The sequence below is a fragment of the Streptomyces sp. NPDC043685 genome, from assembly GCF_056436585.1.
Window position 1 is genome coordinate 234,025 of sequence record NZ_JBWKCH010000001.1, and the last position, 17,779, is coordinate 251,803.

Consider the following 17,779-nt stretch of genomic DNA (forward strand, 5'->3'; position numbering starts at 1 on the left):
GGCAAGGAGTCGGTCGCTCCTTGCCACTTTCAACGTATAGCGCATGGGGGGCCTTGCGGCAAGGCCCCCGTCGTGCCGCAGACTCTTCCGCCGGAAGAGGAAAAACGACGCGAATTACGGGGGATCCCTTGATCGATGTGATCATTGCCGGCGGTGGCCCGACCGGGATGATGCTGGCCGGGGAGCTCCGGCTGCACGGCGTGCGGGTCGTGGTGCTGGAGAAGGAGGCCGAGCCGGCCGCGTACGTGCGCGCGCTCGGGCTGCACGTGCGCAGCATCGAGGTGCTGGACCAGCGCGGCCTGCTGGACCGCTTCCTCGCCGAAGGCAAGAAGCACCACCACATCGGCGGCTTCGCCGGCATCGCCACACCGTCACCCGGGCGGCTGGACACCACGCACGGGTATGTCCTCGGCATCCCGCAGCCCGTCACGGACCGGCTCCTGGCCGAGCACGCCGCCGAGCTCGGCGCCGAGATCCGGCGCGGCGAGGCTCTGGTCGGGCTGAGCCAGGACGGCGACGGTGTGACCGCCGAGCTGGCCGACGGCACGCGGCTGCGCTCCCGCTACCTCGTCGGCTGCGACGGCGGCCGCAGCACGGTGCGCAAGCTGCTGGGCGTCGGTTTCCCCGGTGAGCCCTCCAGGGTGGAGACGCTGCTGGGCGAGATGGAGCTGACCGCGCCACCCGAGGAGCTGGCGGCCGTGATGGCCGAAGTGCGCAAGACCCACTTCCGGTTCGGCGCCATGCCGGTCCGGGACGGGGTGTACCGCGTCCTCGTGCCGGCCGAGGGCGTGGCAGCGGACCGCACGGTCGCCCCGACCCTGGAGGAGTTCAAGCAGCAGCTGCGCACATACTCCGGTACCGACTTCGGCGTGCACTCCCCGCGTTGGCTCTCCCGCTTCGGTGACGCCACCAGGCTGGCCGAGCGCTTCCGCGTCGACCGGGTCCTGCTGGCCGGTGACGCCGCGCACATCCATCCGCCGACCGGCGGCCAGGGCCTCAACCTAGGCGTCCAGGACGCGTTCAACCTCGGCTGGAAGCTGGCCGCCGAACTGCGCGGCTGGGCACCGCCGGGACTGCTGGACAGCTACCACGCCGAACGCCACCCGGTGGCCGCCGCCGTGCTGGACAACACCCGGGCGCAGATGCACCTGTTGTCGCCCGATCCGGGTCCGCAGGCGGTGCGCCGTCTGCTGGCGGAACTGATGGACTTCGAGGAGGTGAACCGGTACCTGACTGAGAAGACCACCGCGATCGCCGTCCGCTACGACTTCGGTGAGGGCCACGAACTGCTCGGACGGCGGCTGCGGGACCTGCGGTTGAAGGAGGGCCGCCTCTACGAGCGGATGCGCGGTGGCCGCGGGCTGCTGCTCGACCAGACCGGCGCCCGGCGGGCCGGCGGCGGCGGGCTTTCCGTGGCGGGCTGGGCGGACCGGGTCGACCATGTCGTCGACGTCAGCGAGGAACTCGACGTGCCCGCGGTGCTGCTGCGACCGGACGGCCACGTGGCCTGGGCCGGTGAGGACCAGCGGGAGCTGCTCGACGTGCTGCCGAGGTGGTTCGGAGCGCCGACCGGCTGAGAGGGCCCGGTGCGGGCCGGTGGGGTGACGTGTGACGGCGCCTCCGCCTCACACGCCCCACCCGGCGGTGGCCCACCGGACCGTACGCAACTCACCCGGCGCGGCCCATTGGAGGACCGCGCCGGACTCGCCGGCGTGGCCCCCCGACTGTGCCGGACTCGCCCGTCGGCGCTGACCCGACGGTGCCGGACTCGCCCGTCGGCGCTGACCCGACGGTGCCGGACTCGCCCGTCGGCGCTGACCCGACGGTGCCGGACTCGCCCGTCGGCGCTCACCCGACTGTGCCGAACCCGCCCAGCGGCCCCCACCCGACCACGCCGAACGAGCCCACCTCCGCCGATCGACCCAGGCAACCGCATCGCCACCCCTGTCGGCACCGGAGGCGGAGGCGAAACAGGGCTGTCCGCGCAGGGCACAGGCGCGGTCCGGCCGCTCGCGCGGCACACTGGCCCCATGTCCTCCCGCCGCAGGATCTGCCCCGAGTGCCGCCGCGAGATCGCCGTCGTGGCCGGGCGGTACGCGCGCCACGACCCGCCCGGTGCCCGCGAGCACGGCGAACTCACCTCATGCCCGGGCTCCCGCCGCCAGGCCCGTCCGGGCCCGGAGCAACCATCCCTGGACGGCTACACGGTCCCGGATTTCCCCAGCCAACTGCCCTTGTTCTGAGGCCCATCGGCTCCGGCCGCCCAACTGCCCTGCTCTGAGGCCCGCCGGCTCCCGCTGCCCAACTGCCGCTGGTCTGAGGCCCGCCGACTCTCGCCGACCAACTGCCCCTGTCGTGAGGCCCGCCGACTCCCGCCGCCGCCGCGAACCTCAGTTCCCGGCCACCGACTTCACCGCCACGGACACCGGCACCGGACCGCTGATCAGCTCCAGCGTGAGCCCGGCCGTCGCCGAGGTGTCCACCAGCTCCGCCAGCACGGCGGCCACGTCGTCGCGCGGGATCGGGCCGCGGCCCGTGCGCGCCTCCAGCCGTACGAGACCGGTGCCGGCGTCGTCGGTGAGCTGCCCGGGGCGCAGAATCGTCCAGTCCAGGGCGTCCAGTCCCCGCACGTAGGCGTCCGCCTCGCCCTTGGCGCGCAGGTACACGTCGAAGATCTCGTCGCCCTGGTGACGCGCGTCGGCACTCATGGACGACACGATCACGAAGCGCCGTACGCCCGCCTTCACCGCCGCGTCAGCGAAGAGGACCGCCGCGGCCTTGTCCACCGTGTCCTTGCGGGACGCCCCGCTGCCCGGGCCCGCGCCCGCCGCGAAGACCGCGGCGTCGGCACCCCTCAGCCGCTCCGCGACCTCGTCCACGGACGCCGACTCCAGGTCGAGCACGACCGGTTCGGCACCGGCCTGCCGCAGGTCGTCGGCCTGTTCGGCCTTGCGGATGATGCCCGCCACCTCGTCTCCGCGCGCGGCGAGCAACCGCTCCAGCCGCAACGCGATCTGACCATGACCACCAGCGATGACAATGCGCATGCCTTCGACCGTACGCCTGGACAGCACCGTCCGCCGCACGACGCCGCCCCACCCCGCCCGACGCCTTACGGCGCTTCGCCCCGGCCCTGCCGCGGCAGCCCCAGCTCCACCGAGGCCGCCGAACTGCAGTACTCCCGCACCGCGCTGGTACGCGCCACCACGCGCCCCTGGTGCACGACGATCCGGCTGTACGCCAGGGACAGCGCCCCCGCCAGCCCGTCACCGCGCACCGCCAGCAGCTCGGCCGGGAAACCCGCCTCCACCCGCACCTCGGGCAGCCCCAGCACCGCCCGCGCCGCGGAACTCACCCCGTCGTACGCCTCTTCGGGCGACAGCCCGTGGCGCGAGGCCAGCAGGAAGGCCGCCTCCAGCGGATCGCCGCGGCCCACGGGGTTGGACACGTCCCGCAGCGCCCCGCTCCCGGCGGCCACCCGTACCCCGGCCGCCCGCAGCAGCCGTACGGGAGCCGCCCCGCGCCGGTCGACACCACCGCAGCCGCCCTGCGGCAGGCACACCACCGACACCCCGGCCGCCGCGAGTTGGTCGGCCGTGCGCGCGGCCACGTCGGCGGGCAGCCGCCCGAGGTCGCCGCACGGGCTGAGGGTCACGCCGGTGCGCAGTCCGCCCGCCATCGCCGCGAGCCGGGCCAGCCGGGCGGGGTCCCCGGCGTCCGTGTGCAGGTCGACGGGGCAGCCGTGCTCGGAGGCCACCTCCAGGACCGCCTCCGCGTACCCCGTCGGATCCGGGTCGAGGTCCGGGCGGCCGCCCACCACCGAGGCGCCCATCTTCACCGCGTCGCGCAGCATCGCCAGCCCGTCCGCGCCGGCCACCCCGGTCAGCACCCGGGGCATCGCCACCGTCGTCAGCTCCGCCAGCCCGCGCAGCGCCCGCCGGGCCTGCAGCACGGCCGCCAGTGCGCCGAGGCCCTGGACGCCGCCCACGCGCACATGCGCCCGTGTGACCGTCGCCCCGTGCCCGAGCTGGAGCAGGGCGGCCTCGGTCGCCCGGCGCTGCACGTCCTGCGGTTCGTACGAGACCGGGCCCTCGTCGTCGGCCGACAGAGCCGTGTCGGCGTGGGTGTGCGGGTCGACCGGGGCCGGCAGCAGCAGATAGCCGCTGAGGTCCACGCGCGCGCCGCCCGCGCGCGTGGTGCCTGCCGCCAGGCTGCCGGCCGTGCCGACCGCCTCGATGCGCCCGCCGCCCAGCCGTACGTCCACGGTCCGGCCGTCGGTGAGCCGGGCGCCGCACAGCAGCAGCGACGACGGGTCCGCCGGACCCGGCGAGGACGACGGGGGCGGTGGCGGCTGCGGCCGGCTGTCGGGCATCGCACTCCAGGGGCTCGGGCTGTGCGCGGGAGGACGCATGATCACGCAGAGTGAGACGAGCCTAGGACGGCCTCCCGGCCCCGGCGGGGAGGAGCGCAATAGTCGTACCGGCGTGGTCCGCGCACGGGACGCGAGGCACGCACGGGGCTGCCGGGAGGACGGTCCGGGGCCCGGGACGGGCGCCGCGAAACGGATTTGGGTGAACGGCGGCCGAGCGTGTAATGTCTTCATCGCTCGCCCCAATAGCTCAGTCGGCAGAGCGTCTCCATGGTAAGGAGAAGGTCAACGGTTCGATTCCGTTTTGGGGCTCTGGTGTGACTGGTTCCCGTCGCGAGGCGGGGCCCGGACCACATCAAAGCGGTGTAGCTCAGTCGGTAGAGCAAGCGGCTCATAATCGCTGTGTCACCGGTTCAAGTCCGGTCACCGCTACACACAGTAGCCGATTGCGGGGTCGGTCCTTCGATCGGCTACTCTTCTTGCGTTAAACAGTCCATCCGTTCGTCTTAGGAGCACTCACGTGGCTGCCACCGACGTCCGCCCGAAGATCACGCTGGCCTGCGTGGAGTGCAAGGAGCGGAACTACATCACCAAGAAGAACCGGCGTAACAACCCGGATCGTCTTGAGATGAAGAAGCACTGCCCGCGTTGCAATGCGCACACCGCGCATCGCGAAACGCGATAAAAACAGGCTCGTACACGAGGCCGTTCCCGAGTGATCGGGGGCGGCCTCGCGTCGTTGTAAGGGACCCGTACCGGTCAGTAGACCTAGCAGGAGGTACCGAGCCATGGCGCTCGATCAGTCCTTCGTGGGGCGGACGTACCCGCCCACCGCGCCCTACGAGGTGGGCCGGGAGAAGATCCGTGAGTTCGCCGAGGCGGTCGGGGACGCCAACCCGGCGTACACGGACGCGGAGGCCGCCAAGGCACTCGGTCACCCCGACGTGATCGCCCCGCCGACCTTCGTCTTCGCGATCACCTTCGCGGCCGCGGGCGAGGTCGTCCAGGACCCCCAGCTCGGCCTGGACTACAGCCGCGTGGTGCACGGGGACCAGAAGTTCGCCTACCGCCGCCCGGTCCGCGCCGGCGACCGGCTCTCGGTCACCTCGACCATCGAGGCGATCAAGTCCCTCGCGGGCAACGACATCGTGGACATCCGCGGCGAGGTGCACGACGAGGCCGGCGAGCACGTCGTGACCGCCTGGACGAAGCTCGTGGCCCGCGCGGCCGAGGAGGCGTGAGCGACATCATGACCGCGAAGATCTCCTACGCCGACGTCGAGGTCGGCACCGAGCTGCCCGCGCAGACCTTTCCCGTGACGCGCGCCACCCTCGTCCGCTACGCGGGTGCCTCCGGCGACTTCAACCCGATCCACTGGAACGAGAAGTTCGCCAAGGAGGTCGGCCTGCCGGATGTCATCGCACACGGCATGTTCACCATGGCCGAGGCGATCCGGGTGGTCACCGACTGGGCCGGGGACCCGGGCGCGGTCGTCGAGTACGGCGTCCGCTTCACCAAGCCGGTCGTCGTCCCGAACGACGACCAGGGTGCCGTGATCGAGGTCGCCGGCAAGGTCGCCGCCAAGCTCGACGACAACACGGTCCGCGTGGACCTGACGGCCACCAGCGCCGGTCAGAAGGTGCTGGGCATGTCCCGGGCGGTCGTACGGCTGGCCTGAGAAGGACGTGACGCGATGTAAGGGGCGCTCTCTTTTGAGGGTGCCCCTTACGCGTGCACGTGCCGCGGCGCAGAACAGCGCTTGACTTAGTTAGTGATTGAGCACTAACTTCGATGGCATGGCCAGGATGAGTGCGGAAGAGCGGCGCGAGAGTGTCATCCGGGCGGCGACGGCGGAGTTCGCCCGGGGCGGTTACCACGGCACCTCGACCGAGGCGATCGCCCGCCGGGTCGGCGTCTCGCAGCCGTATCTCTTCCGGCTCTTCCCCGGCAAGAAGGCGATCTTCCTGGCGGCGGCCGAGCGGTGCGTCGAGGACACCATCCGGATGTTCGCCGAGGCGGCCGAGGGGCTGGAGGGCGAAGAGGCCCGTCAGGCCATGGGCGGGGCGTACATCGAGACCATCTCCGAGCAGCCCGAGTGGCTGATGATGCAGATGCAGATGTACCTCGCCGTGGCGGCCGCCGAGGAAGAGGGGGACCACGAGTTCGGTGAGGCGGTGCGCGCGGGCTGGATGCGGCTGTGGGACACCATCCACCTGCCGCTGGGCGCCGACGCCCGCGAGACGACGGCCTTCCTCGCCCAGGGCATGCTCATCAACTGTCTGGTGGCCATGCGATTCCCGGCCGATCACCGGGTCTGGGCGGGGCTGAACCCGTCGGCGGCCGGCGGCTGACGACACCCAAGGGCGAAGGCGCGGCCCTTTCATGACCTCGAAAGTTAGTAATCAATAACTAATCGATCACGGCACACACTCCATGGGGGAGCGATGTCACAGCAGACCGCACGTCGCGGGGGAGCCGCCTGGGCCCTCGTCATCACCAGCGTCGCCGGATTCATGGCGGCCCTCGACAACCTCGTCGTCACCACCGCCCTGCCCTCCATCCGGAAGGACCTCGGCGGGGGACTGCACGACCTGGAATGGACCGTGAGCGCCTACACGCTCACCTTCGCCGTGCTGCTGATGTTCGGCGCGGCCCTCGGCGACCGCTTCGGCCGCCGCCGGCTCTTCATCGCCGGCCTCACCGTCTTCACCGGCGCCTCCGCCGCCGCGGCCATGGCCCCCGGCATCGACTCCCTCATCGCCGCCCGCGCCGTCCAGGGCGCCGGCGCGGCGGTGATGATGCCGCTCACACTCACCCTGCTGACCGCCGCCGTGCCCGCCGCCAAGCGCGGCATGGCGTACGGCATATGGGGCGCCGTCAACGGGCTCGCCGTAGCCTCCGGACCGCTGGTCGGCGGCAGCCTCACCGAACACATCTCCTGGCAGTGGATCTTCTGGCTGAACGTCCCGCTCGGTCTGGCCCTGCTGCCGCTCGCCCGCCTCCGCCTCGCCGAGTCCCACGGCACCGGGGCCCCGCTCGACATCCCCGGCACCCTGCTCGCCAGCGGCGGCCTCTTCGGCATCGTCTACGGCCTGGTCCGCGGCCCCGCCGACGGCTGGACCTCCTCCCTGGTGCTGACCGGGCTGTTCGCGGGCGGCGCGCTGCTCGTCGGCTTCGTCCTCTACAGCACACGCGCCAAGAACCCCATGCTCCCGATGCGGCTGTTCCGCTCCCGCGCCTTCGCCGGCATCAACGCGGCGAGCCTGCTGATGTTCCTCGGCATGTTCGGCTCGATCTTCCTGCTCAGCCAGTACATGCAGGGCGTACTCGGCTACTCGCCCACCGAGGCGGGCCTCAGGATGCTGCCCTGGACCGGCATGCCGATGCTCGTCGCCCCGATCGCAGGCCTGCTGGCCGACCGCGTCGGCGGCCGCCCGGTCGTCGCCGCGGGACTGTTCCTCCAGGCCCTGGGCCTCGGCTACATGGCGGCCGTGGCCACGGCCGACGCCTCCTACGCGGCCCAGCTACCCGCCCTGATCGTCAGCGGCGTCGGCATGGCCCTGTTCTTCGCCCCCGCCTCGCACCTGGTGATGTCCAGTGTGCGGCCGTCGGAGCAGGGCATCGCCTCCGGCGCCAACAACGCCCTGCGCGAGGTGGGCGGGGCGCTCGGCATCGCCGTCATGGCGTCGATCTTCGCGGCCCAGGGCGGCTACGAGACCGGCCAGACCTTCGTCGACGGCATGCGGCCGGCCCTGGTGACGGGCTCCGCGGTGGTGGCCCTCGCGGGCGTCGCGGCCCTGCTCACACCCACCCGGCGCCAGGCCGGACGGCAGCAGACCCCGGCCGAGCCGGCACCCGTGCTCGCCGAGGCCTCCCACTGACCCCACCACGACCCGACAAGGAGAAGCGGCCATGCCGACCCTTCCCTGGACCGTCCCGAACACCCCGCCTCCCGGCACCGAGGTGCACGTCTTCGCCTCCCGCTTCGAGACGCGCACGCTGTGGGGAGCGCTGAGGTTCCTCGCCGGCACGCCCGCCGTCTGGCGGCAGGTCCGCACCAGCCCCGGCGCCTACGGAGCGACCCTGCGGGCCAAGCCCTTCCAGCGGACCTTCTGGACCCTGTCGGCCTGGGAGTCCAAGGACGCCCTGCACGCCTTCGCCCGCGCGGGCACGCACGGACCGGCCGCAAGCGGCCTGGCCCCGCAGATGAAGGACTCCGCCTTCACCGCCTGGCAGGTCGACAGCGACGACCTCCCGGTCCCCTGGTCCGAGGCGCTCCGCCGCCTGACCTGAGCACCACCACGTGCGGCCCCTTCCCCTGTGGGACGGGGCCGCACGGACGCGTGCCCGGCGCTGTCGGTGCCGTCTCGTAGTCTTGAGCCCGTGCAGGAACTCCACGACGCCCCCCTCGCCCCGCTGACGACCTTCCGGCTGGGCGGCCCCGCGACCCGGCTGGTCACCGCCACGACGGACGACGAGGTGATCGCCGCCGTCCGCGAAGCCGACGAGGCGGGCACCCCGCTGCTGCTCATCGGCGGCGGCTCGAACCTGGTCATCGGCGACAAGGGCTTCGACGGCACCGCCCTCGTCATCGCCACCAAGGGCTTCACCCTCGACGGCACCCGGCTCGAACTGGCCGCCGGCGAGATCTGGACCGACGCCGTCGCGCGCACGGTCGAGGCGGGCCTGGCCGGCATCGAATGCCTGGCCGGCATCCCCGGCTCGGCCGGAGCGACCCCCATCCAGAACGTCGGGGCGTACGGCCAGGAGGTCTCCTCGACGATCACGGAGGTCGTCGCCTACGACCGCCGCAGCGGTGAGACCGTCACCCTGGCCAACGAGGACTGCGCCTTCTCCTACCGCCACAGCCGCTTCAAGTCCGACCCCGAGCGCTACGTCGTCCTGCGCGTCCGCTTCTGCCTGGAGGACGCCGAGGGCCTCTCCGCCCCTCTCCGCTACGCCGAGACGGCCCGGGCCCTCGGCGTGGAGCCGGGCGACCGCGTCCCCCTGGCCCAGGCCCGCGAGACGGTGCTCAAGCTGCGCGCCGGCAAGGGCATGGTCCTGGACCCCGAGGACCACGACACCTGGTCGGCCGGGTCCTTCTTCACCAACCCGATCCTCACGGACACGGACTTCGAGACATTCCGCGCCCGCGTCCGCGACCGGCTCGGCGACGGGGTGGAACCCCCCGCCTACCCGGCCGGCGAGGGCCGCACCAAGACCTCCGCGGCCTGGCTGATCGACAAGGCGGGCTTCACCAAGGGCTACGGCGACGGACCGGCCCGCATCTCCACGAAGCACACCCTGGCGCTGACGAACCGGGGGAGCGCGACGACGGAGGACCTCCTCGCCCTCGCCCGCGAGGTCGTGGCCGGAGTCCGCGAGGCCTTCGGCATCACCCTGGTCAACGAGCCGGTGACGGTCGGGGTCAGCCTCTGAGGGGGGCCTAGGCCGGACACGACCTAGTAGGCGATCCCGACGCCCTGCTTCACGGTGGCCGGGTCGCCGGTCATCGCCAGCATCGCGTGGGCGACGTCGGCCCTCCCCAGGAAGCGGCCCCTGGCCGGGGACCCGCCGACGACCACCCGGTACTTCCCGGTGACGGGCCGGTCCTGCAGTCGCGGCGGCCGCACCACCGTCCAGTCGGTGGCACTACGGGCGATCTGCTCCTCCATCGCGCGCAGATCCGCGTAGACCTCCTTGAGCACGGCGGAGACGACGCCGCGCACGGCCCGGTCGAACGGCCCGTCCCCCTCCGGCGCGGGCCCGAGCGGCGCGGCGCTGACCACGAGCAGTCGCCTCACCCCCTCCGCCTCCATCGCGCCCAGCACCGTACGCGTCAGCCGGGTCGCGATCCCGGCGTCCTTGCGGCTGCGGGCGCCGAGCCCCGACAGCACGGCGTCACGCCCCGCCACGGCCGGACGCACCGCCCCCTCATCCGTCAGATCGGCACGGACCACGTCCAGCCCCGGGCCGGTCACCTCAAGCCGTCCGGGATCCCGCACGACGGCCGTGACCCGGTGGCCGGCCGTCAGCGCCTGGCGCACGATCTCCTGTCCGACCCCGCCGGTGGCCCCGAACACAGTCAGCTTCATGAGTTCCCCCAACCTGGTGGGTGAGTATTCACTCACCCCGGTGTCTCCTAGAGTGAGTAAGTACTCACCCACTCGTCAACCCAGGGGATGGTCATGCAGCCACCGGCATCGAAGCCGGCCAGGGAGCGCGTCCTGGACGCCGCCCACCAGCTGATGCTCACGGTCGGACTGGCCCGCGCCACGACGAAGGAGATCGCCCGGGCCGCGGGCTGTTCCGAGGCCGCGCTCTACAAACACTTCGCGAGCAAGGAGGACCTGTTCATCCGGGTCCTCATGGAACGGCTGCCACAGCTGACCCCGTTCCTGGACGGCCTGGCCACCGAGCACGGCGGCGGCACGGTCGAGGAGAACCTCACCGAGATCGCCCACCGGGCGGCCCTCTTCTACGAGCAGAGCTTTCCGATCGCGGCGTCGCTGTACGCCGAGACGCAGCTCAAACGGCGCCATGACGAGGCGATGCGGGAGCGGGGAAAGGGACCGCATCTGCCGATCGAGGGGCTGGACGCGTACCTGCGGGCCGAGCAGGCCGCCGGGCGGATCCGGGCCGACGCGGACACCTTCGCCGCCGCCTCGCTGCTGATGGGGGCGTGCGCGCAGCGGGCCTTCGCCTACGACGTGACGGCCGATCGGCCCTCGGCGCACACGTTCGCCGCGAGACTGGCCCGTACGCTCCTGGCCGGTATCGGCGTCTGACCGACGCGGCCGCCGCTTCCGGGCCCGGCCGGGCGGGATACCGCCGGGACGCCGGTCACGGCGCGCCCGCGGCCACCGCACGCGAGAGGACCCGGCGCGGGCCGCCACATCACCGGTGGACCGGCCGCTACGACGCCAGCCAGTCGTCCACCCCCGCCAGCAGCTTCGTCTTCACGTCCTCCGGAGCCGCCGACCCGCGCACCGACTGCCGGGCCACCTCCGCCAGCTCCGCGTCCGTGAACCCGTGATGCAGCCGCGCGATCTCGTACTGCGCGGCGAGACGCGATCCGAACAGCAACGGGTCGTCCGCGCCCAGCGCCAACGGCACGCCCGCCTCGAACAGCGTCCGCAGCGGCACGTCCTCCGGCTTCTCGTACACCCCCAGCGCCACATTCGACGCCGGACACACCTCGCACGTCACCTGCCGGTCGGCCAGCCGCTTCATCAGCCGCGGATCCTCCGCCGCCCGCACCCCGTGCCCGACCCTGTCCGCCCCCAGGTCGTCCAGACAGTCCCGCACCGACGACGGCCCCGCCAGCTCACCCCCGTGCGGCGCCGACAGCAGCCCGGCCTCCCGGGCGATCGCGAACGCCCGGTCGAAGTCGCGCGCCATGCCCCGCCGCTCGTCGTTGGACAGCCCGAACCCGACGACGCCCTGGTCGGCGTACCGCGTCGCCAGCCGTGCCAGCGTCCGCGCGTCCAGCGGGTGCTTCATCCGGTTCGCCGCGACCAGCACCCGCATCCCGAGTCCCGTGTCCCGCGACGTCGTCTCCACCGCGTCCAAGATGATCTCCAGCGCCGGGATCAGCCCGCCCAGCCGCGGCGCGTACGACGTCGGGTCGACCTGGATCTCCAGCCAGCCCGACCCGTCCCGCACGTCCTCCTCCGCGGCCTCCCGCACCAGTCGCTGGATGTCCTCCGGCGCCCGCAGGCACGAGCGGGCCGCGTCGTACAGCCGCTGAAAGCGGAACCAGCCCCGTTCGTCCGTCGCCCGCAGGCTCGGCGGTTCCCCGCTGGTCAGCGCCTCACTCAGCGCGTCGGGCAGCCGGACGCCGTACTTGTCGGCCAGCTCCAGCACGGTCGAGGGCCGCATCGACCCGGTGAAGTGCAGGTGCAGATGGGCTTTCGGCAGCTCAGAGACATCACGTACACGCTCCATCCCAGGATCCTGCCGTACGTCCCGGCCGTCCCGGTAGCCGTTTCCCCTTTCGTGGTCTTGCTCGCACAAACAAATGGGGCACCTACCGAACCCGGTAGGTGCCCCAGGAGCCGTGGACCGGCGAAAGCGGACGTCAGTCCCGCGCCTCCGCCAGCAGCTTCTGGATCCGGCTCACGCCCTCGACGAGGTCCTCGTCACCGAGCGCGTACGACAGCCGCAGGTAGCCCGGCGTGCCGAACGCCTCGCCCGGTACCACCGCGACCTCGGACTCCTCCAGGATCAGCGCGGCCAGCTCGACGGTGTCCTTGGGGCGCCGGCCCCGGATCTCCTTGCCGATCAGCGCCTTCACCGACGGGTACGCGTAGAACGCCCCCTCCGGCTCCGGGCACACCACGCCGTCGATCTCGTTCAGCATCCGCACGATGGTCTTGCGGCGCCGGTCGAAGGCCTCACGCATCGCCGCCACGGCGTCCAGGTCACCGGAGACGGCGGCCAGCGCGGCGGCCTGGGCGACGTTGGAGACGTTGGACGTGGCGTGCGACTGCAGGTTCGTCGCGGCCTTGACGACGTCCTTCGGGCCGATGATCCACCCCACGCGCCAGCCGGTCATCGCGTACGTCTTGGCGACACCGTTGACCACGACGCACTTGTCGCGCAGCTCGGGCAGCACCGCCGGCAGCGACACCGCGGAGGCGTCGCCGTAGACCAGGTGCTCGTAGATCTCGTCGGTCATCACCCACAGGCCGTGCTCCACGGCCCAGCGACCGATGGCCTCGGTCTCCTGCTCGCTGTAGACCGCGCCGGTCGGGTTCGACGGGGAGACGAAGAGGACGACCTTCGTCTTCTTCGTACGGGCCGCCTCCAGCTGCTCGACGGTCACCCGGTAGCCGGTCGTCTCGTCGGCGACGACCTCCACCGGGACACCCCCGGCCAGCCGGATCGACTCCGGGTACGTCGTCCAGTACGGCGCGGGGACGATGACCTCGTCGCCCGGGTCGAGGATCGCGGCGAAGGCCTCGTAGATGGCCTGCTTGCCACCGTTGGTGACCAGGATCTGCGAGACGTCCGGCTCGTAGCCGGAGTCGCGCAGGGTCTTCGCGGCGATGGCGGCCTTCAGCTCGGGCAGGCCGCCCGCCGGCGTGTAGCGGTGGAACTTCGGGTTCTTGCAGGCCTCGATCGCGGCCTCGACGATGTAGTCCGGGGTCGGGAAGTCGGGCTCACCGGCGCCGAAGCCGATCACCGGCCGCCCGGCGGCCTTGAGGGCCTTGGCCTTGGCGTCCACGGCGAGGGTGGCGGACTCGGAGATCGCGCCGACTCGGGCGGAGACCCGGCGCTCGGTGGGAGGGGTTGCAGCGCTCATGGGCCCCATCGTTTCAGACAGGAATCGCGCGCGGCACAGGGGTTTCACAGACTGAACAACGTCGGGCAAAGCCCTGAACAACAGTGCGGATCGCCCGCGCGGCCTGGGCGATCTTCGGCGGAATCCCATCAGTCCGCCCGCCGTTCCGGTGGCGATCTTCCGCCGGCGAGCCCCGCGTCCGGCCCTTTCTGTTCGACGACCGGCCGCCGAGCACGTACACTCTCACCTCGTTGGCCTTCAGCAGGCCGCGCCCGTTCGGTGCACACCAAGCATCCGGACGGATGCGGTACGTTGGGGGACACACAAAGGGTCGTAGCTCAATTGGTAGAGCACTGGTCTCCAAAACCAGCGGTTGGGGGTTCAAGTCCCTCCGGCCCTGCTACACACACCTTCGCCAGGATGTGTGCGCATGTACGTACAGCAATGCACCGCCGTGCGGCTCAGACCGGGCGCGGCACGGCCACGACCCGGAATCAGGTGAGGACGAGTGACGGACGCCGTGGGCTCCATCGACATGCCTGATGCCCAGGACGAGGCGCCGGAGTCGAAGAAGACCCGCAAGGGCGGCAAGCGTGGCAAGAAGGGCCCGCTGAAGCGCCTTGCCCTCTTCTACCGCCAGATCGTCGCGGAACTGCGCAAGGTCGTCTGGCCGACCCGCAACCAGCTGGCGACCTACACGACCGTGGTGATCATCTTCGTCGTCATCATGATCGGCCTGGTCACCGTGATTGACTATGGGCTCAGCAACGCCGCCAAGTACGTGTTCGGCTGAGCAGTCCGCGAAGAGCGCCGAGGTACCCGGCGCTTTTTTCGCATGTTCCACCCCTATGTATCCAGGAAGAAGCAGCCACCGTGTCTGACCCGAACGTGAACGACGCCATCGAGCCGGTCGAGTCCGTCGAGGACGAGCTCGACACCGTCGAGGGCGCGGACAGCGAGGACACCGAGGCCTCCGCCGAGGCCGAGGCTGCCGACGCCGTCGCGGACGACGCCGCCGAGGCGGAGACCGAGGACGGCGAAGAGGCCGCGGACGCACTCGAGGAAGAGCCCGAGCTCGAGGAAGAGCCCGAGGACGACCGCGACCCGATCGAGAAGCTCCGCGAGGAACTGCGCGTCCTGCCCGGCGAGTGGTACGTCATCCACACCTACGCCGGCTACGAGAACCGCGTGAAGACCAACCTCGAGCAGCGCGCCGTCTCGCTGAACGTCGAGGACTACATCTTCCAGGCCGAGGTGCCGCAGGAAGAGGTCGTCCAGATCAAGAACGGCGACCGCAAGACGATCAAGCAGAACAAGCTCCCGGGCTACGTCCTGGTCCGCATGGACCTGACGAACGAGTCCTGGGGCGTCGTCCGCAACACCCCTGGCGTCACCGGCTTCGTGGGCAACGCCTACGACCCGTACCCGCTGACGCTGGACGAGATCGTCAAGATGCTCGCCCCGGAGGCCGAGGAGAAGGCCGCCCGCGAGGCCGCCGAGGCCGAGGGCAAGCCGGCTCCGCAGCGCAAGGTCGAGGTCCAGGTGCTGGACTTCGAGGTCGGCGACTCGGTCACCGTCACCGACGGCCCGTTCGCCACGCTGCAGGCGACCATCAACGAGATCAACCCGGACTCCAAGAAGGTCAAGGGCCTCGTCGAGATCTTCGGTCGCGAGACGCCGGTCGAGCTCTCCTTCGACCAGATCCAGAAGAACTAGTTTCTTCCGGACCTCACCGCTTCCGCGCAGGTCAGGCGATCGCTCCGGCGCTTGCCTGACCTGCGCGGTTTTTGGCCGCGCATCTATACCCGCTATCGTTGTGCGGTATGCCTGCGTCCGGGTGGTCCCCGGAGGCCGGCAGGACCCGAATCGAAAGGACCCGGAGAGCTATGCCTCCCAAGAAGAAGAAGGTCACGGGGCTCATCAAGCTCCAGATCCAGGCCGGTGCCGCCAACCCGGCCCCGCCGGTCGGCCCCGCGCTGGGTCAGCACGGCGTGAACATCATGGAGTTCTGCAAGGCCTACAACGCCGCGACCGAGTCGCAGCGTGGCTGGGTGATCCCGGTGGAGATCACGGTCTACGAAGACCGTTCCTTCACCTTCATCACCAAGACGCCGCCGGCCGCGAAGATGATCCTGAAGGCCGCGGGCATCGAGAAGGGCTCGGGCGAGCCGCACAAGACCAAGGTCGCGAAGATCACGCGTGACCAGGTCCGTGAGATCGCCACGACCAAGATGCCCGACCTCAACGCCAACGACCTGGACGCCGCCGAGAAGATCATCGCCGGCACCGCCCGTTCCATGGGCGTCACGGTCGAGGGCTGAGCCCCAACCTCCATCAGCAGAAGTGGCAGGGCCTGCTCGGCCCGGACCACGACTCCTCAGCATCCACAGGAGCAGTAGTGAGCAAGCGCAGCAAGTCCCTTCGCGCTGCGGACGCCAAGATCGACCGGGAGAAGCTCTACGCCCCGCTCGAGGCCGTCCGTCTCGCCAAGGAGACCTCCACGACCAAGTTCGACGGCACCGTCGAGGTCGCCTTCCGTCTGGGTGTCGACCCGCGCAAGGCCGACCAGATGGTCCGTGGCACCGTGAACCTCCCGCACGGCACCGGTAAGACCGCCCGGGTCCTGGTCTTCGCGACCGGTGACCGTGCCGAGGCCGCTCGTGCCGCGGGCGCCGACATCGTCGGCGCCGACGAGCTCATCGACGAGGTGTCGAAGGGCCGTCTGGACTTCGACGCCGTCGTCGCCACCCCGGACCTCATGGGCAAGGTCGGCCGCCTCGGCCGTGTGCTCGGTCCGCGTGGTCTGATGCCTAACCCGAAGACCGGCACCGTGACCCCCGACGTCACCAAGGCTGTCACCGAGATCAAGGGTGGCAAGATCGAGTTCCGCGTCGACAAGCACGCGAACCTGCACTTCATCATCGGCAAGACGTCGTTCGACGACACCAAGCTGGTGGAGAACTACGGCGCGGCGCTGGAGGAGATCCTCCGTCTGAAGCCGTCCGCCGCCAAGGGTCGCTACATCAAGAAGGCCGCCATCAGCACCACGATGGGCCCCGGCATTCCGGTCGACTCCAACCGCACCCGCAACCTCCTCGTCGAGGAGGACCCGGCTGCGGTCTGAGCCTGAGGCTCACCCAACCGGTCACGGGCCCCGCACCTCTTACAGGTGCGGGGCCCGTTCCCTTTTCCGGTACGTACGCCGGTGGCCTGGGTTAACGTGCGGGAACCGGAGGCGAACAGGGGGACGTATGCAGGGCACGAGGGTGCGACGCATGGGCCTGGGACTGGCAGTGGTGACCGCGCTGACGGGGCTGACGGCCTGCACCTCCCCGGACACCACCGACGGATCCGACCGGCCCGGGCGCGCACCGCACGGGCGGTCCCTCGCCGCCCTGCGCCTGGCCGAACGCGCCACCGAGCACGCCGAGTCCGCGCGGGTGGAGTCCACGACGACCATGGGCTCCCTGATGTCCATGACCGCCGACGGCACCCTCGGCTGGAGCGACGGCATCACCGGCACCCTCACCATCACGTACACCGGCGGCACCATGGCCGGCACCATGCGCCGGCTCGGCACCACCTCCATGGAGGCCCGCTACCTGCCCGACGCGTACTACGCGCGGATGGGCGAGAAATTCGCCGAGCAGGCCGGCGGCAAACACTGGATCCGGTACGCGTACAAGGACCTCGAAGCCCTCACCGGCGGCTCCGGCGGCCACCTCGGCGACCAGCTGCGCAGCACCACACCCAACCAGTCCGTGAAACTCCTGCTGTCCTCCGGCGATGTCAGGAAGGTCGGCGAGGAGCGGGTCCGCGGCCGGTCCGCCACCCACTGGTCCGGGACCGTGACCGCGGCCGACGTCGCCGACGCAGATCTGCGCAAGCAGCTCACCGGCGCCGGTGTCACCACCCAGACCGTCGACATCTGGGTCGACCGGCGCGACCTGCTGGTCAAGAAGGTGGAGAAGGCGCGGACGGACACGGGCCCGATGACCCAGACCGCGCACTACACCGATTACGGCGTGCCGGTCCGCGCCGAGCGGCCCCCGCACGCCGACACCGGGGACTTCGAGGACCTCATGCGCAAGCAGTCCGCCACACCCTGAGCCCGCCCCTATTTC

20 protein-coding genes and 3 tRNA genes are annotated in these 17,779 nt (G+C 71.2%); 18 read left to right on the forward strand and 5 right to left on the reverse strand.

The features are described 5' to 3' along the window. The first annotated feature begins 128 nt into the window (after window positions 1-128). Window positions 129-1,577: a rifampin monooxygenase gene (rox, locus tag AC0665_RS01140; RefSeq protein ID WP_478704221.1), complete on the forward strand. Its 1,449-nt coding sequence runs from the start codon at window positions 129-131 to the stop codon at window positions 1,575-1,577. Between the two features lie 453 nt (window positions 1,578-2,030). Further along, window positions 2,031-2,243: a hypothetical protein gene (locus tag AC0665_RS01145; protein WP_478704222.1), complete on the forward strand. Its 213-nt coding sequence runs from the start codon at window positions 2,031-2,033 to the stop codon at window positions 2,241-2,243. Between the two features lie 147 nt (window positions 2,244-2,390). On the opposite strand, the gene AC0665_RS01150 is transcribed toward AC0665_RS01145, so the two are convergent. Together AC0665_RS01150 and AC0665_RS01155 are read right to left on the reverse strand one after the other, a co-directional pair. Then, window positions 2,391-3,047, reverse strand: a complete 657-nt coding sequence (locus AC0665_RS01150) for an NAD(P)H-binding protein (protein WP_478704223.1) — start codon at window positions 3,045-3,047, stop codon at window positions 2,391-2,393. A 65-nt stretch (window positions 3,048-3,112) separates the two neighbouring features. Further along, complete coding sequence (locus tag AC0665_RS01155; protein WP_468406627.1) at window positions 3,113-4,372, reverse strand: amidohydrolase family protein; 1,260 nt, start codon at window positions 4,370-4,372, stop codon at window positions 3,113-3,115. A gap of 236 nt (window positions 4,373-4,608) precedes the next feature. Here AC0665_RS01155 and AC0665_RS01160 point away from each other — a divergent pair. From AC0665_RS01160 to AC0665_RS01200, 9 genes are all read left to right on the forward strand, one after another. After that, window positions 4,609-4,681 (forward strand) — tRNA-Thr (locus AC0665_RS01160). 47 nt (window positions 4,682-4,728) lie between these two features. Then, window positions 4,729-4,801 (forward strand) — tRNA-Met (locus tag AC0665_RS01165). 88 nt (window positions 4,802-4,889) lie between these two features. Beyond that, a complete protein-coding gene (gene rpmG / locus AC0665_RS01170) occupies window positions 4,890-5,054 on the forward strand; it encodes a 50S ribosomal protein L33 (RefSeq protein WP_003948671.1) in 165 nt (54 codons plus the stop codon). 103 nt (window positions 5,055-5,157) lie between these two features. Then, complete coding sequence (locus AC0665_RS01175; protein ID WP_468406629.1) at window positions 5,158-5,610, forward strand: FAS1-like dehydratase domain-containing protein; 453 nt, start codon at window positions 5,158-5,160, stop codon at window positions 5,608-5,610. 8 nt (window positions 5,611-5,618) lie between these two features. Continuing rightward, window positions 5,619-6,047, forward strand: a complete 429-nt coding sequence (locus tag AC0665_RS01180; protein WP_363121054.1) for a MaoC family dehydratase — start codon at window positions 5,619-5,621, stop codon at window positions 6,045-6,047. Between the two features lie 118 nt (window positions 6,048-6,165). After that, window positions 6,166-6,720: a TetR/AcrR family transcriptional regulator gene (locus AC0665_RS01185; RefSeq protein WP_363121043.1), complete on the forward strand. Its 555-nt coding sequence runs from the start codon at window positions 6,166-6,168 to the stop codon at window positions 6,718-6,720. A 93-nt stretch (window positions 6,721-6,813) separates the two neighbouring features. Next, entirely contained in the window at window positions 6,814-8,250 is a 1,437-nt protein-coding gene (locus AC0665_RS01190; RefSeq protein ID WP_468406630.1) for an MFS transporter, read from the forward strand. 31 nt (window positions 8,251-8,281) lie between these two features. After that, entirely contained in the window at window positions 8,282-8,662 is a 381-nt protein-coding gene (locus AC0665_RS01195; RefSeq protein WP_468635464.1) for a DUF3291 domain-containing protein, read from the forward strand. Window positions 8,663-8,752: 90 nt separating this feature from the next. Next, window positions 8,753-9,808, forward strand: a complete 1,056-nt coding sequence (locus tag AC0665_RS01200; RefSeq protein WP_478605225.1) for a UDP-N-acetylmuramate dehydrogenase — start codon at window positions 8,753-8,755, stop codon at window positions 9,806-9,808. Between the two features lie 23 nt (window positions 9,809-9,831). On the opposite strand, the gene AC0665_RS01205 is transcribed toward AC0665_RS01200, so the two are convergent. Beyond that, window positions 9,832-10,464, reverse strand: a complete 633-nt coding sequence (locus tag AC0665_RS01205) for an NAD(P)-dependent oxidoreductase (protein ID WP_478605222.1) — start codon at window positions 10,462-10,464, stop codon at window positions 9,832-9,834. Window positions 10,465-10,557: 93 nt separating this feature from the next. Between AC0665_RS01205 and AC0665_RS01210 the strand changes: the two genes are divergently transcribed. Then, window positions 10,558-11,157, forward strand: coding sequence for a TetR/AcrR family transcriptional regulator (locus tag AC0665_RS01210; protein ID WP_478507433.1), 600 nt, complete (start codon window positions 10,558-10,560; stop codon window positions 11,155-11,157). 127 nt (window positions 11,158-11,284) lie between these two features. On the opposite strand, the gene AC0665_RS01215 is transcribed toward AC0665_RS01210, so the two are convergent. Then, complete coding sequence (locus AC0665_RS01215) at window positions 11,285-12,316, reverse strand: adenosine deaminase (RefSeq protein ID WP_478704224.1); 1,032 nt, start codon at window positions 12,314-12,316, stop codon at window positions 11,285-11,287. A 133-nt stretch (window positions 12,317-12,449) separates the two neighbouring features. Then, window positions 12,450-13,676, reverse strand: a complete 1,227-nt coding sequence (locus AC0665_RS01220; protein ID WP_478605219.1) for a pyridoxal phosphate-dependent aminotransferase — start codon at window positions 13,674-13,676, stop codon at window positions 12,450-12,452. A gap of 306 nt (window positions 13,677-13,982) precedes the next feature. On the opposite strand from AC0665_RS01220, the gene AC0665_RS01225 reads away from it, so the two are divergent. The 6 genes from AC0665_RS01225 (at window position 13,983) to AC0665_RS01250 (ending at window position 17,764) form a co-directional block, all read left to right on the forward strand. After that, a tRNA-Trp gene (locus AC0665_RS01225) sits at window positions 13,983-14,055 on the forward strand. Window positions 14,056-14,163: 108 nt separating this feature from the next. Then, window positions 14,164-14,448: a preprotein translocase subunit SecE gene (gene secE / locus AC0665_RS01230; protein WP_468406644.1), complete on the forward strand. Its 285-nt coding sequence runs from the start codon at window positions 14,164-14,166 to the stop codon at window positions 14,446-14,448. Between the two features lie 80 nt (window positions 14,449-14,528). Then, window positions 14,529-15,371, forward strand: coding sequence for a transcription termination/antitermination protein NusG (gene nusG, locus AC0665_RS01235; RefSeq protein WP_468406646.1), 843 nt, complete (start codon window positions 14,529-14,531; stop codon window positions 15,369-15,371). A 170-nt stretch (window positions 15,372-15,541) separates the two neighbouring features. Then, a complete protein-coding gene (gene rplK, locus AC0665_RS01240) occupies window positions 15,542-15,976 on the forward strand; it encodes a 50S ribosomal protein L11 (protein ID WP_003992325.1) in 435 nt (144 codons plus the stop codon). 77 nt (window positions 15,977-16,053) lie between these two features. Beyond that, the gene (gene rplA / locus AC0665_RS01245; RefSeq protein ID WP_030839732.1) at window positions 16,054-16,779 is read left to right on the forward strand and encodes a 50S ribosomal protein L1; all 726 of its coding nucleotides are present in this window, start codon (window positions 16,054-16,056) and stop codon (window positions 16,777-16,779) included. Window positions 16,780-16,906: 127 nt separating this feature from the next. Further along, entirely contained in the window at window positions 16,907-17,764 is an 858-nt protein-coding gene (locus AC0665_RS01250; RefSeq protein ID WP_478704225.1) for an SCO4651 family lipoprotein, read from the forward strand. The last annotated feature ends 15 nt before the right edge of the window (window positions 17,765-17,779 follow it).